The 13,492-nt window shown below is 64.7% G+C and carries 11 protein-coding genes and 2 pseudogenes; 8 read left to right on the top strand and 5 right to left on the bottom strand.

The features are described from left to right. Window position 1: 1 nt before the first annotated feature. The 4 genes from gatC to ligA form a co-directional block, all read right to left on the bottom strand. Window positions 2–298: an Asp-tRNA(Asn)/Glu-tRNA(Gln) amidotransferase subunit GatC gene (gene gatC / locus IWX65_RS12735; protein ID WP_196883365.1), complete on the bottom strand. Its 297-nt coding sequence runs from the start codon at window positions 296–298 to the stop codon at window positions 2–4. A gap of 120 nt (window positions 299–418) precedes the next feature. Beyond that, complete coding sequence (locus tag IWX65_RS12740) at window positions 419–952, bottom strand: GNAT family N-acetyltransferase (RefSeq protein WP_196883367.1); 534 nt, start codon at window positions 950–952, stop codon at window positions 419–421. A 78-nt stretch (window positions 953–1,030) separates the two neighbouring features. Next, window positions 1,031–1,453, bottom strand: coding sequence for a hypothetical protein (locus tag IWX65_RS12745; RefSeq protein WP_196883369.1), 423 nt, complete (start codon window positions 1,451–1,453; stop codon window positions 1,031–1,033). 102 nt (window positions 1,454–1,555) lie between these two features. Next, entirely contained in the window at window positions 1,556–3,772 is a 2,217-nt protein-coding gene (gene ligA, locus IWX65_RS12750; protein ID WP_334683846.1) for an NAD-dependent DNA ligase LigA, read from the bottom strand. Window positions 3,773–4,467: 695 nt separating this feature from the next. Between ligA and IWX65_RS12755 the strand changes: the two genes are divergently transcribed. The 6 genes from IWX65_RS12755 (at window position 4,468) to IWX65_RS12780 (ending at window position 10,446) form a co-directional block, all read left to right on the top strand. Next, window positions 4,468–4,764, top strand: a complete 297-nt coding sequence (locus tag IWX65_RS12755) for a hypothetical protein (protein ID WP_196883371.1) — start codon at window positions 4,468–4,470, stop codon at window positions 4,762–4,764. Then, a complete protein-coding gene (locus IWX65_RS12760) occupies window positions 4,761–6,098 on the top strand; it encodes a glycosyltransferase family 2 protein (protein WP_196883373.1) in 1,338 nt (445 codons plus the stop codon). Before IWX65_RS12755 ends, IWX65_RS12760 begins: the two co-directional genes overlap by 4 nt. Next, complete coding sequence (locus tag IWX65_RS12765; RefSeq protein WP_196883375.1) at window positions 6,095–6,757, top strand: calcium-binding protein; 663 nt, start codon at window positions 6,095–6,097, stop codon at window positions 6,755–6,757. Before IWX65_RS12760 ends, IWX65_RS12765 begins: the two co-directional genes overlap by 4 nt. Before the next feature lie 51 nt (window positions 6,758–6,808). Further along, window positions 6,809–7,999: a non-hydrolyzing UDP-N-acetylglucosamine 2-epimerase gene (gene wecB, locus IWX65_RS12770; RefSeq protein WP_196883377.1), complete on the top strand. Its 1,191-nt coding sequence runs from the start codon at window positions 6,809–6,811 to the stop codon at window positions 7,997–7,999. A gap of 65 nt (window positions 8,000–8,064) precedes the next feature. Continuing rightward, window positions 8,065–9,849 carry a DUF2334 domain-containing protein gene (locus tag IWX65_RS12775; RefSeq protein ID WP_196883379.1) on the top strand — a complete coding sequence of 595 codons (1,785 nt, stop codon included), beginning with the start codon at window positions 8,065–8,067 and terminating at the stop codon, window positions 9,847–9,849. 309 nt (window positions 9,850–10,158) lie between these two features. Beyond that, complete coding sequence (locus IWX65_RS12780) at window positions 10,159–10,446, top strand: hypothetical protein (RefSeq protein ID WP_196883380.1); 288 nt, start codon at window positions 10,159–10,161, stop codon at window positions 10,444–10,446. Here the strand turns inward: IWX65_RS12780 and IWX65_RS12785 are convergent. After that, window positions 10,430–10,634, bottom strand: a pseudogene (locus IWX65_RS12785) (DUF1365 family protein); the annotation flags it as partial. The gene IWX65_RS12780 and the pseudogene IWX65_RS12785 overlap by 17 nt on opposite strands. 934 nt (window positions 10,635–11,568) lie before the next feature. Here IWX65_RS12785 and IWX65_RS17840 point away from each other — a divergent pair. Next, window positions 11,569–11,985, top strand: a pseudogene (locus IWX65_RS17840) (polysaccharide deacetylase family protein). Window positions 11,986–12,012: 27 nt separating this feature from the next. Then, window positions 12,013–13,485, top strand: coding sequence for a bifunctional polysaccharide deacetylase/glycosyltransferase family 2 protein (locus IWX65_RS12800; protein ID WP_196883383.1), 1,473 nt, complete (start codon window positions 12,013–12,015; stop codon window positions 13,483–13,485). The last annotated feature ends 7 nt before the right edge of the window (window positions 13,486–13,492 follow it).

Below are 13,492 nucleotides of genomic sequence, written 5' to 3' on the forward strand. Positions count from 1 at the left end.
GTTATTCTCCGTCCAGGATTGCCGGGACCTTGAAACGGCCGTCGGCGTTGTCGGGCGCACCCAGCAGGGCTTCCTCGTTGGTCAGGGTGTCCCCTACGACATCGTCGCGGAACACGTTGCTCAGCGGGATGGGGTGGCTCGTCGCCGGAACGTCGCTGCCGGCGACCTCGCTGACGGACTTGATGGAATCGACAATCACGGCCAGCTCACCGGCCATGCGGTCGAGTTCGTCGTCGGTCATGTCGATGTGGGCAAGACGTGCGAGGTGCGCGACGTCGTCCCGGTTGATCTCGGCCATGGATCTCCCCTGGAAGTGGTGGTGGGTAGCTGTCCCCAGTCTACGGGCGTGGGCTCACGGGCGCGCACTGCAGGGCCGCATCGGCAGCCTCCGGGCAATGCCCGAACCCCTTTCCACGAACTACAGCTGCAGGCGGAAAACCCAGAGGAGGATGTCCTCGTTCGGGACCCACCAGTCCCGCTCGGGGACCCGGGCGAAACCCATCGACTCGTAGAGACGATGCGCCCGGACCATGTCCGAGCCGCTCGTAAGGCTCACCGCCTCGATGCCGGGCAGGGTGCGGGCATGCTCGATGATCCGCTCCACCATCCGGCGCCCGATTCCCGCACGCTGCACGACGGGATCCACGGCAAGCATCCGGAACTCGAGCTCACCCGCGACGGCGATGTCGGTGTAGCGCTGGCCCTCGAAGGTGAGCGCGACCGACCCCACCACCTCGCGGTTGCGCTCGGCGACCCACACCTCGGCGTGCGCCACGCGGTGCTCGACGTCGGAAAGGATCGCCATGTAGGGGTGGGCCTCGTCGTCGAAGTATCCCGCCTCGAGGTAGGCCCCGCGGGTGATGCGCCGGACGTCGTCGTAGTCCTCGGGCCGGACAGGACGGATGGTCAGCTCGCCGGGGTCAGCCGGATCGAGCGGGGTGGGGTTGTTCACTGCTGCCGTTTCTCCTGGGTTCCGCAGAATGTGCCGGTATCATTTTACGGCGTGGCGGGGGACGATCGGACGGACCCGTCAGCGTCCGAGGTCCCTGCGTGCGGCAGTCAGCACCTGCTCGGGATTCGCCATCCTGTCCACCGGCCGCGCCCCGCCGAGGTGCACGTTCGCCAGGCAGAACCAGTGGAGCAGTGCGCGATCCCTCCAGCCGCCCTTGAGCCCTATCGACGCGACCTGGCTTATCAGTGGGAGAACCTGCCCCGTGTCCCCGTGGAACTGGAAGCCTGGATACAGCACCCTGCCTGCCCTGGTCACCACGCCGAGGATCTGGCGCTTCGCTGCGAGGCAGCCTGCGGGAGGACTTCTCACCCCCACACGCCGGTCCACTTCGTCGCTGGTCAACATCCCGAACTCCGCGGCGATGCCGGCCCAGTGGGCGCGGGCGATTCTCCGAGCAGTGAGGGTAGCCGGAGAATCGATGCGGGCCGGGCCGCTTTCCATGCGCCCAAACTACGCCCGATCATCCCTGGAATGACAGCGATGTAAGCATCGAAATCGAACCGAGACATTCGGGGGAAACATTGCCGCATATTGGCTGTTCCGTCACGTATCCGGGATAGTGTCTTCGCCCTGTGGTCCCTGCTCGAGCAGGCGGATGAAACCGTCCTCGTCGAGTACTGGTATGCCCAAGGTCTCGGCCTTCTCCCGCTTGGTGCCGGCGTTCTCCCCGGCCACCACGAAGCTGGTTTTCTTTGACACGGATCCTGCAGCCTTGCCCCCGCGTGAAATGATCGCTTCCTTCGCCTCGTCGCGGTTGTAGGCCTGGAGGGAACCGGTCACCACCACCGTGAGCCCTTCGAGCGTGCGCGGCACCGACTCGTCGACGTCGTCCTCCATGCGCACCCCGGCCGCGGACCACGCGTCGATGATGTCACGGTGCCAGTCCTCGGCGAACCATTCCCGGAGTGCCGCCGCAATGGTCTGACCCACGCCGTCCACGCCGGCGAGCTCCTCCTCGCTCGCTCCTCGGATGCGTTCCATGGACCCGAAGGCCGTGGCGAGCGCCCGTGACGCCGTCGGGCCGACATGGCGGATGGACAGAGCCACCAGCACGCGCCACAGGGGCTGCGCTTTGGCCTTCTCGAGCTCCGTGAACAGTTTCCGGGTATTGGCATTCGGCTCGGAGGGTTTCTTCGCCGTCCCTTTCGAGTAGAAGTACGGCACGAGTTCGCGCCCGGTCACCACGCCCTTGACCTTCTTGTCGCGTTCGATCCGGACGTCGGCCAACATCTCCGGCGTCAGGTCGAAGATCTGCGCCTCGGTGGTAATCTGCGGCACCTCGGGCTCCACGGGCTGGGTCAGCGCGATCGCGGCCTCCCAGCCGAGGGCCTCGATGTCGAAGGCTCCCCTGCCGGCGAGGTGGAAGATCCGCTCCCGGAGCTGCGAGGGACACGACTTCGCGTTGGGGCAGCGGATGTCGACGTCGCCCTCCTTCGCGGGCTGCAGCGGGGTACCGCAGGACGGGCATTCCGTGGGCATCACGAACTCGCGAACCTTTCCGGGGTCCCGCAGGGCCACGACGGGCCCGACGATCTCGGGGATGACGTCCCCGGCCTTGCGCAGCACCACGACGTCACCGATCAGAACTCCCTTCGCCTTGACCACCGCCTGGTTGTGGAGGGTGGCCATGCTGACCGTCGAACCCGATACCTTGACGGGTTCCATCAGGCCGAAGGGTGTGACGCGGCCGGTGCGTCCCACGTTGACCAGGATGTCGAGGAGCCTGGTGTTGACTTCCTCGGGCGGGTACTTGTAGGCCACTGACCAGCGGGGCACCCGCGAGGTGTGGCCGAGCGCCCGCTGCAGTGCGAAGCTGTCCACCTTCACCACGATGCCGTCGATCTCGTGCAGCAGGTCGTGGCGGTGGTCCCCGTGATGCGCGATGAAGTCGACCACCTCGTCCTGGCTGTGGAGCACCCGGTAGTACGGCGACATCGGCAGGCCCCACCCCTTCAGCAGCTCATAGGTCTCCGACTGCGTCTGGGCCGACAGCCCCGTCCGGGCGCCGATGCCGTGCACGTACATGTCCAGCGGTCGCTCCGCGGTCATGGCCGGGTCCTTCTGGCGGAGGGATCCCGCCGCGGCGTTGCGCGGGTTGGCGAAGGGCGCCTTGCCGGCGGCCACCATGCGCTCGTTGAGCTGACCGAACTCCTTCGTGGGGAAGAACACCTCGCCGCGGATCTCCACCTCCTCCGGGTGGTCGGAGCCCGCGAGGTGCCGCGGGATCGAGGCGATCGTGAGGACGTTGTGGGTGATGTCCTCTCCCGTCACGCCGTCACCCCGGGTAGCCGCCCGCACCAGTTCCCCGTTGCGGTAGAGCAGGTTGACCGCGAGTCCGTCGATCTTCAGTTCCGTCAGCCAGGCAATGGGCGCGCCGGGGCTGCGCTGCTCCACGCCTGCCCGCGCGCGGTCCAGCCAGACCGCCAGTTCGTCCAGCGAAAAGACATCCTCGAGGCTGTACATGCGGGCCAGGTGGTCGACGGGGGCGAATGCGGCGGACACCTCGCCGCCCACTTCCTGCGTCGGCGAATCGTTCGCGACGAGCTCCGGGTGGAGCGCCTCGAGCTCCTCGAGGCGACGGAACAGGGCGTCGAACTCGGCGTCGGAGATCGTAGGGGCCGCGTCCTGGTAGTACGCAACGCGGTGCGCCCGGATGCTGTCGGCGAGCTGCGCGTACTCCTCGCGCAACTCCTGGCTGGGGGGTCCGCCCTGCTCGGCCGGGCCGGCGTCTACCGATGCACTCTCAGGTCCTGGGGTCACTTTCCTTATCTTGCCCTATGGCCCTGACACCGGGCATGCACGCGGGCCCGACGAGCGCCACAGGCAGTCAAGCCGACCGATGCCCATCGGGTAGGAACCAGCCGTGAAACGAGTAGCGCTTCCCGATAAACGGGTGACAACGCGTAAAGCGAAATGCGGATTACCTATTCACCAATGCGATTTTGGAGTGCTGCTTACTCGGGCCACGAACGAGCCCGCTTCCTATCATTTACAGGGTGAGTTCCTGCGCTTGAAAAGGCGGGTTCGCCCGGATTCACAGTAATCCCGTCCACCATCCGGAGGGCAATGAAGCATTTCAAAGTTGATGAATTTACGGGGTCTCATGTATAAGTTACGGCGCAAAGGCTCGACATCCTGGCGGAAAGGCCCATCCGTCACACCACCGGGTCGCCCTCTGTTCCCGTTTTCTTCGACCCAACCGGAAAGCGCTGTGCCGCGGCTCCGGAGCTGAGCTGTATAAACCTCAAGCCGTTTGTGATTCGGAGGCAGACCGTGTTCCTTTTTCTTTTTTGCCGAGGGCCATCCGTGGCAGTCATGCTCGCCGTCCCCGCTCGAGAAGCAGTGGCGGAGGTGTGAACCGCATGCTGACTGGAAATCCGTTGGTCCGTTCGGCGGGACGGGCCCACCGATCCGTGGGGGGGACGGATCGACTTCGGGTCCGAGGAGCACTTCACATGCCGTACCTTGTCATGCCCATGGGCATTCTCACGTCGACGGAGGCCGCACAGTCGGCGCTCCATCTATCGGGACGAGTCCTGCTCATGGTCTCCATGACGTTGTTCCTCTCCTACCTGCTCTTCATGCTCGGTGCCGTCGTGGTGTCAGGCCTTCTGAGCACGGCTCGCTCCGTCAGCAAGCGTCTCGCGCACGACGTACCAGCCGCATCGGGCGGTCCGCAGTCCGCGGCACTGTTGTGGCACGTCGACTCCGCGGCCGCCATGGAGCACGGGCTTAAGGAACCAAGACCATGATGATTCTGTATGGTCAGCGCATCGACTTCGTCCTGATCTTGGCCGTGAGCCTGGTGCTCCTGTCGGTTCTGTACAGCGTGCTGATGCTCGTGCTGTCCCGGTTCGAACCGGCGTACGCGCGACGTCGAGCGATGACTTTCCCCGCGACCGCGGCCGAAAAAGCCGTCATCTTCGTGGTGCCCTGTCTCAACGAGGAGCGGGTCCTCGCCGCAAGTCTCGATCGGCTCGTGGAGATGGACCACCCGCGGATGCAGGTCCTGGTGATCGATGACGGTTCGGACGATGGCACAGCGGCCATCGTGCGAGCCCACCCCGATCCCCGGGTGAGCCTGCTGCAACGCGCCCTGCCGACCGCTCGGCAGGGCAAGGGCGAAGCGCTGAACGCGGCGATCCGGCACATCCGTTCCGGGGCGCTCGGCGCCTACACCGACGCCTCGGACGTCGTCGTCTGCGTCGTGGACGCCGACGGGAGGATGGAGCCGCAGGCCCTGGACGAGGTGATGCCGCTCTTCGCCGATCCCCGGCTGGGCGCCGTCCAGATCGGTGTCCGGATCAACAACCGCCACCAGAACCTGCTGGCCCGGATGCAGGACATCGAGTTCGTGCTCTACACCGAGGTCTTCCAACGCGGTCGCCGACACCTGGGGAGCGTGGGGCTGGGTGGCAACGGGCAGTTCGTGCGGCTCTCGGCCCTCATCAGCCTCGGCCCCGCACCTTGGTCCAGGAGCCTCTCCGAGGACCTCGACCTCGGCGTGCGACTGCTGATCAGGGGGTGGAACATGGAATTCTGCTCCACCTCGGCCGTGCACCAGCAAGGCCTCGTGGACGCCCGGCGCTGGGTCAAACAACGGACCAGGTGGTTCCAGGGGCACCTGCAGTCCTGGACGCTGGTCCCCTGGGTGCTGCGGGACCTGACCGGCGCGCGCCGCGTGGACCTGCTCTACCACCTGACCAGCCCTTACCTCCTCCTGCTCGCCTCCTTCCTCAGCGCCGCCTTCCTGCTGTGGATCGTCAGCATCAGCATCGGTGTCTTCACGGGGTCCTTGGATTTCTCGTGGTGGTGGGTCTCGGCCTACGCCGTGGCGTTCGGGCCCGCGCTGATGTTTGGAGCCGTCTACTGGCGCCACGAACGCGAACACGGCTTCGGGCCGCTGACCGCCCTCGTGGTCCTGCACGTCTACGTCGGCTACGCCGTCCTCTGGTACGTCGCCGGCTGGACAGCTGCTTTCCGCTCCCTCGCGGGCCGGAACTCCTGGACAAAGACGGACCGGACCACGGACGACCAGGACTCGGCCGCACAGGAGCTGGATCATCCGCTGGCGGCAGCGGCATGAGGGCAGCACCATTCCTGGGCGCCGCCATCCTGCTCGTAGGTTCCATCCTCGTAGGTTGTTCCATCGCAGTCGGCTTGAGCCAGCGCCACACCGGCCCCTGGTCGGACGGGGAGGTCCACGGACGATGGACCGTGATGTACGCCGGCTACGGCGAGGCCTCGGGACACGACGAGGAAGTGGTGCTCGAGCCCAAGTCGGCCGTCTCCGGGGACATCACCCACGGCGGTCTCGTGCACACCACCCGCTCCTACACGGATCCTGACTTCGAGGTGACGGTGCACACCGAGGCCCAGGTGCGGGACGGTCCGCCGAACGACTGGGAAGTGGGCTGGGTGCTGTGGAATCTCCGCGACGACGAGCACTTCTACGCGGTGGCACTCAAACCCAGCGGGTGGGAAATCTCCAAGCAGGACCCCGCCTATCCTGGCAATCAGCGCTTCATCACCACTGGTGTGGAACCGCAGTTCCCCATCGGCCAGGACTACCGCGTGCGAGTGGAGCACGACTGGCCCCGTATGACGGTGAGCGTCGACGGGCGTGAGCTCGCGACCATCACCGACGACGAAAGACCGTACCGCGGCGGAACCATCGGCCTGTACACCGAGGACGCGAGAGTCCGCTTCACCGCCCTGGACATCCTCGACGCCGCCTCCGACTGACCAGGGCCTTCGGGCCCTCAACCGAACACCCATCGCACCAGGAGCAATCCTATGTCTCACTCATTCCCCAGGACTCCCATCTCCGTCATGGCGATCTACGGCACACGGCCCGAGGCCATCAAGATGGCACCTCTCGTGATCGCACTGCGCGACGATCCGCGCTTCGAGGTCCGCGTGGTCGTCACTGGCCAGCACCGCGAGATGCTGGACCAGGTCAATCAGTCCTTTGGCATCGTCCCGGACCGGGACCTGAACATCCATGCCGCCGGTCAGACGCTGACCGAGATCACGACGCGGACGCTGCAGGGATTGGCTCAGGTCTTCGACGACGACCGACCGGATGCGGTTCTGGTGCAGGGCGACACGACGACCACCTTCGCCGCGTCCCTGGCGGCCTTCTACGCCGGCGTCACGGTGGTGCACACCGAGGCGGGACTGCGAACGGGCAACAAATACTCGCCCTACCCAGAGGAAATAAACCGTCGCCTCACCGGCCAGATGGCGTCCCTCCATTTGGCTCCAACGTGGGCCGCGCGGGACAACCTGCTGCACGAGAACGTCCCTTCCGACTCGATCGTGGTGACGGGCAACTCGGTCATCGACGCCCTGTTCATCACTGTCGCCTCCCGGCCGAGGATCGAGGACCCCGCACTGGGCGCGCGGTTGGCGACGGGGCGTCCGGTGGTGCTCGTGACGGCACACCGCCGTGAATCGTGGGGAGAACCGCTGCGTCAGGTCGGCCGGGCAATCGCCCGGCTCGCTGCAGCGCACCCGGACCACGACTTCGTCTTTCCGGCGCACCGTAATCCCCTGGTGCGCGAGGCGATCCTGCCTGCTGTACAGCATTGCCCCAACGTCCTGGTTACGGAACCCCTGCCCTACGCACAGTTCTGTGCACTGATGGAGCGCTCCTCCATCATCCTCACCGACAGCGGCGGAGTGCAGGAGGAGGGGCCCTCGCTGGGCAAGCCGGTGCTGGTCATGCGGGATACGACCGAACGGCCGGAGGCCGTGGCCGTGGGCGCCGTGGAACTGGTCGGCACGGACGAGGAGACGATCGTGGACGCGGTGTCCAGCCTCATCAAGGACGAACGGGCCTACCGGCGCATGGCGAGGGCACTCAATCCCTACGGCGACGGTCACGCCGCCGAGCGGACCGTCCGGGCCCTGGCCCGCCACTACGGACACGACGACACCGTGCAGGAGTTCCAGGACTGGGCGGCAGCCGTACCCGTCTCCTGAAAGTCGCCGCACGCGGAATCCACGTCGGCCAGCGGAGCCGTCACCCACACCCTCGAGGGGGATCCATGGAGAAGCAGTACCAGTTGTCCAGAAGAGGGCGTATGGGGTGGGTATTCGCCCTGGTGCCCCTGCCCCTGGTCGCCGCGGGCGTGGTCTTCGGCCTCACCGACGACAGCCTGGTCGAAGGAGAAAACTCCCTACTCGCTCAGCATTACACCACGGTGACGAACTCCGATGCCGACGCATCGGCGGTGAAGACGGCCACGTTCTCGCCACGCTTCGGCCGACCGGACGGGGCGCGCACCCTCGTGCTCTACGACGGCACCGGTACCGCCTCGGTGGACGCCGAACTCTACGGCATTGCCGCTGCGAATCTGGCCACGCACTTCGGGGAGGCCGAGGTCGCAGTCGTGGGCGACTACACCGCGGACACGATGGAGGACTTCGACGCCGTCGTCTACCTCGGGAAGGACTTCGAGGCCACACCGCCAAAGGCCTTCCTCACCGACGTCCGTGAGGGTACCGTGCCCGTGCTCTGGGTGGAGCAGAACATCGATGACCTCGTCGGATACGAGCCGGACTCGATCGCGGAGTTCGTGTCCCGGTACGGCTGGAATCCCACCGCCCCTCTGGAGGTGAGCAACGACCAAGTGAAATCCGTGTCGTACAAGGACCGTTCCGTGCGCCGCAACACGCTTAACTCCGACACCGTCTACAGTCCGCGCATTGTGGAGCCCGGAAAGGCCCGGACCCTTGCGACCATCGTGTGCGGTGACCCGGAGAGCCCCCATGCTTGTGACGTCGTCGGTGAACCACCGATGACCGGACTGGCCTGGGCCGTAAGCTCAGGCCACCTCATCTACTTGACCGAGGTGCCTCTCAATGACATCGATCAGAATGACCTCTACCTGATCTTCTCGGATCTGTACTACGACCTGCTCGCGCCAGGGACGGAACCGGTGCGGCAAGCTGCTCTACGCCTGGAGGACGTGGGCCCCGAATCCGATTCCGGCGACCTCCGGAAGGTCGCCGATTACCTGCACGATGCCGGAGTACCTTTCCAAGTGGCTGTCATGCCCGTCCACGTGGCCCGCACCCCCGACGAGGACGGCTGGTACGGACTGAGCCTGCTCGACGCACCGAAGGTGGTCGAGGCGCTGAAGTACATGCAAGCGCGTGGTGGAACACTCATCCAGCACGGAACCAGCCACCAGTACGGCACGCTCGACAACCCGTACAGCGGCAGAACGGGTGAGGACTACGAGTTCTACCAGTACGGCTGCACGGTCACAGAACGGCCACCCTACGAATTCGGGGAGTGCGAGGCCGACTCCTACATCACCAAGATCGGCCCGGTCGCGGAGGACAGTGTCGAGCAGCACGTCGCCCGGATCGAACACGGCCGGCAGGTGATGATCGACGCCGGCCTGGGCGAACCCACGATCTTTGAGACTCCTCACTACACCGCATCCGTCAATGCCCATGCCGCGATCGCCGCGGTGTACGAGGCACGGTACGAACACTCCGACTACTACGCCGGGATGGTGTCGGGCAAGAAGATCACCCCCACGTCCTACTACAGTCAATACTTCCCGTACACCGTTCACGACATCTACGGCACCACGGTGTATCCCGAAAACCTCGGCAATATCACCGAGACGGAGCAGAACAACCACGCCATCCGGGATCCGGAGTACATCATCGACCGGGCCGAAGCGAACCTGGTCGTCCGGGAATCCACGGCCAGCTTCTTCTTCCATCCCTACCTGGGCCTCGACTTGCTTGAGCAGACGGTCACCGGCATCAAGAAGCTCGGCTACACGTTCGTCCCGGTCGGTGACCTAAGATGAGGAAAGGGCGGCCTCGTGACTCGTTGAGCCGTCCATGACGGGTATCTCTCGCACCTCTCAGCACATCCGGTTCGAGCACGCGGCCGTCGCACTGCTCCGGACTTCCCTCAACCGAACCATCGCGGGACTGTCCCTCCTTCGGGGAAGGGCGCAAGGAAGAGCCTCAGATCGAAAAGTGACACGTATCATGCCGGAACGCCTACACGAGCGCAAGGGCATCAAGTGACGGCGGCCGCCGGCGTTTGCTGCACCCACACTTGAAGGGACAGGCGCAGGAGAGCTCCGTCCCCCATCGTGCGGGCATTCGCGATGATTGAGAACCGGGCCAACGAGCTGATGCTGGACCACCTGTCGGGTGTCACCGGGCTGCTGGAGCTGGTCCTGGTGGACCGCGGGGTCACTGCGGCTGCTGCCCGTACCTTGGGCCGGGACCACGGGCTCGAGTGCGGCCGTGTCGGGTGGGACGACAAGCAGCCGGTGTTCCGTCCCATCCGGCACGCCTGGCGCGTCGCGGTCGCCCAGGCGAAGTCGTTCGAGAACCCCACGACCTCAGCTACCGGCTGGCTCCAGGTCGCGTGCAGACGTAGAACGCCTTGAGGACGCTGGCCCGGCCGGCGTCGTCCGCTTCGGAGGAGATCGCGGTGCCGTTCGCCGTAAGTGTTGTGGACCTCGGCGAGGACGCAGTGCAGCTCCCCAGCAGCGTCGTGGCACCCGAACAGGCTCAGCGAATTGAACGCGTGCCCGAACACCCGGGCGCCGGCGAGCATGGTGATTCGGCCGCCGTCGTGTCGGAGCGACCCGCCCGGACTACTGGCACGTCAAATGCAACAGAGACCCAGCTCACCAGCCGCAGCTCCTGCGCAGTACATATTGCGCGTACTCCTGGCTGGGGGGTCCGCCCTGCTCGGCCGGGCCGGCGTCTACCGATGCACTCTCAGGTCCTGGGGTCACTTTCCTTATCTTGCCCTATGGCCCTGACACCGGGCATGCACGCGGGCCCGACGAGCGCCACAGGCAGTCAAGCCGACCGATGCCCATCGGGTAGGAACCAGCCGTGAAACGAGTAGCGCTTCCCGATAAACGGGTGACAACGCGTAAAGCGAAATGCGGATTACCTATTCACCAATGCGATTTTGGAGTGCTGCTTACTCGGGCCACGAACGAGCCCGCTTCCTATCATTTACAGGGTGAGTTCCTGCGCTTGAAAAGGCGGGTTCGCCCGGATTCACAGTAATCCCGTCCACCATCCGGAGGGCAATGAAGCATTTCAAAGTTGATGAATTTACGGGGTCTCATGTATAAGTTACGGCGCAAAGGCTCGACATCCTGGCGGAAAGGCCCATCCGTCACACCACCGGGTCGCCCTCTGTTCCCGTTTTCTTCGACCCAACCGGAAAGCGCTGGACGAAGCTGGTCACCGGACTCATCCTGTTCGTCGTCATGTTCACCGGCGTAATCGCGGGGGTAGCACCCCAGGCCCTGTCATCGACCTGGCTCGCCTCCACCAATTAGGACCCCGATTACCCCGAAGAACTCCTTGCAACAGGGGACGCAGAAAAAATTCCCCTCCTCGGCATCGAGGAAGGATTCGGCCTGGTACGGATCGCACTCGTGGAGCGCGAGAACGGCAAGGTCTACCTCGCCGATCCCTTCAGCGACGAACGGTTCCGTGACGCCACCCCCGAGGAGATCGAACTGATCAGGGACAGCCCCTACGTCATGGAACGATTCAGCGCACCGCAGGACAAGCAACTGATGCTCACTTTCGATGACAGGCCGACTGCGGAATACACCACGGAGATTCTCGATATCCTTTCCCGGGAGAATGTCCCGGCGACATTCTTCAGCGTCGGGCAGAATGTGGTGCGCAACCCCGATACCTTCTGAAGGATCATTCGGGAGGGCCACGTAGCAGCAAATCACACTATGACGCACGCGGACTTCTACCAACACGACGCGATTCGGAACAGTGAGGAACTGATTGCCACGGATCGGATCATGAGGTCGACCGCCGGCTATGCAACCCGCCTGTTCCGGATTCCGGAGGGTGACCCGGACAACAAGCCACTGACACTGCTCCAGGCCCAGCAGTTAGGGTATCTGCAGATCGACATGAACGTGGATACCCTCGACTGAAGCTACGAACCCGGCGAGGAGATCTCGGTGCCGGAACTCGATGGCAGCGGGGCCATTATCCTGATGCATGACGGCGGTGGCGACCGCACAGCGACCATCGAGATGCTGGAAGGCCTTATCGCCCAGGCGAAGGAGAAGGGATACACCTTCTCCACCGTCGCGCCGCTGCTTCCGGACGACATGCAGGAGATGCAGTCGCTCAAGACCGTCGAGGCCGGCCTGGCCGACCATGCCACGCTGACGACGTCGATGATGTTCCTGGTGGTCCCGATCACGATCATGACCTGGTTGTTCTGGTTCGGCATCATCGCCCTCAGCGTCATGTCGATCCTGTATGTGGTCCTGGCCATCATCGGGAACCGTCACCAGCAGAAGACGCAGTGGGCGGCCATTGACGCTGAAACGTGCCCGCTCGTCAGCATCGTCCTGCCGGTGTTCAACGAACAACCCGTCATCCTCCGGACGCTCGAGGCGCTGAAGGCCAGCGATTATCCTGCGCTTGACGTGATCGCCGTCGACGACGGCTCCACGGATGCCACCCTGGAGATCCTGAGGAGCTTCGCCCGCGGCTGGCCGCAGCTCCGGGTACTCACCCAACCCAATGGCGGCAAGTCAGTGGCAAGCAACCTCGGTATCAAGGCTGCCCGGGGCGACATCATTGTGACCCTTGATGGGGACACCATCTTCGAGCCGCAGACCGTACGGATGCTTGCACGGCACTTCACCGGCACGCCAAGCGGCCGGAAAGTGGGCGCCGTCGCCGGCCATGTGAAAGTGGGAAACCGGCGGAACATCCTGACCGCCTGGCAGAGTCTCGAATACATTTCCGGCATCTGCGTCACGCGGATGGCGGAGGGGCTCGTCGGTGCCATCTCCATCGTGCCCGGGGCGTGCGCAGCATGGCGGACCGAGGTGATACGCGAGGCCGGTGGCTACTCCCACGACACCCTGGCGGAAGACGCTGATCTCACCTTGACCATCCAGCGCCTAGGGTACGACATCGTGCAGGAGAACCGCGCCGTGGCGTGGACCGAGGCACCGATGACAGTCAAGGGGCTGGCAAAGCAGCGTCTCCGGTGGACTTTCGGTAATATTCAGGCCCTGTATAAGCACCGGTCGATGATTCTCCGGCCGAAGTATGGGGTACTGGAAATGATCGCCCTTCCCCACGCACTGCTGGCCACGCTTATTCCGCTGCTCTTCATGCCCATCACCGTTGTTGCTGCCGGCCTCAGCATGGCCTCCGGCAACTGGGAAAGCATCGCGGCTTTTGCTGCCTTTGTCGCCCTCACACACTTCGTCATCTCACTGGTGGCACTGACCATGGTCGAGGAAAGCTACTGGCACCTTGCAATGGTCCCGATCTACCGGCTGATTTACGAGCCCCTCCGGGCGTATCTCCTGTACGCATCACTCCTCCAGGCACTGCGTGGCCGCGCGGTCGGCTGGTACAAACCGGAGCGGACGAACAGCGTGAGGACCCAGCCTGTTCCCGGATGACACAGGC

Source organism: Arthrobacter sp. CAN_A214 (assembly GCF_015751955.1).
GTDB lineage: Bacteria > Actinomycetota > Actinomycetes > Actinomycetales > Micrococcaceae > Arthrobacter_D.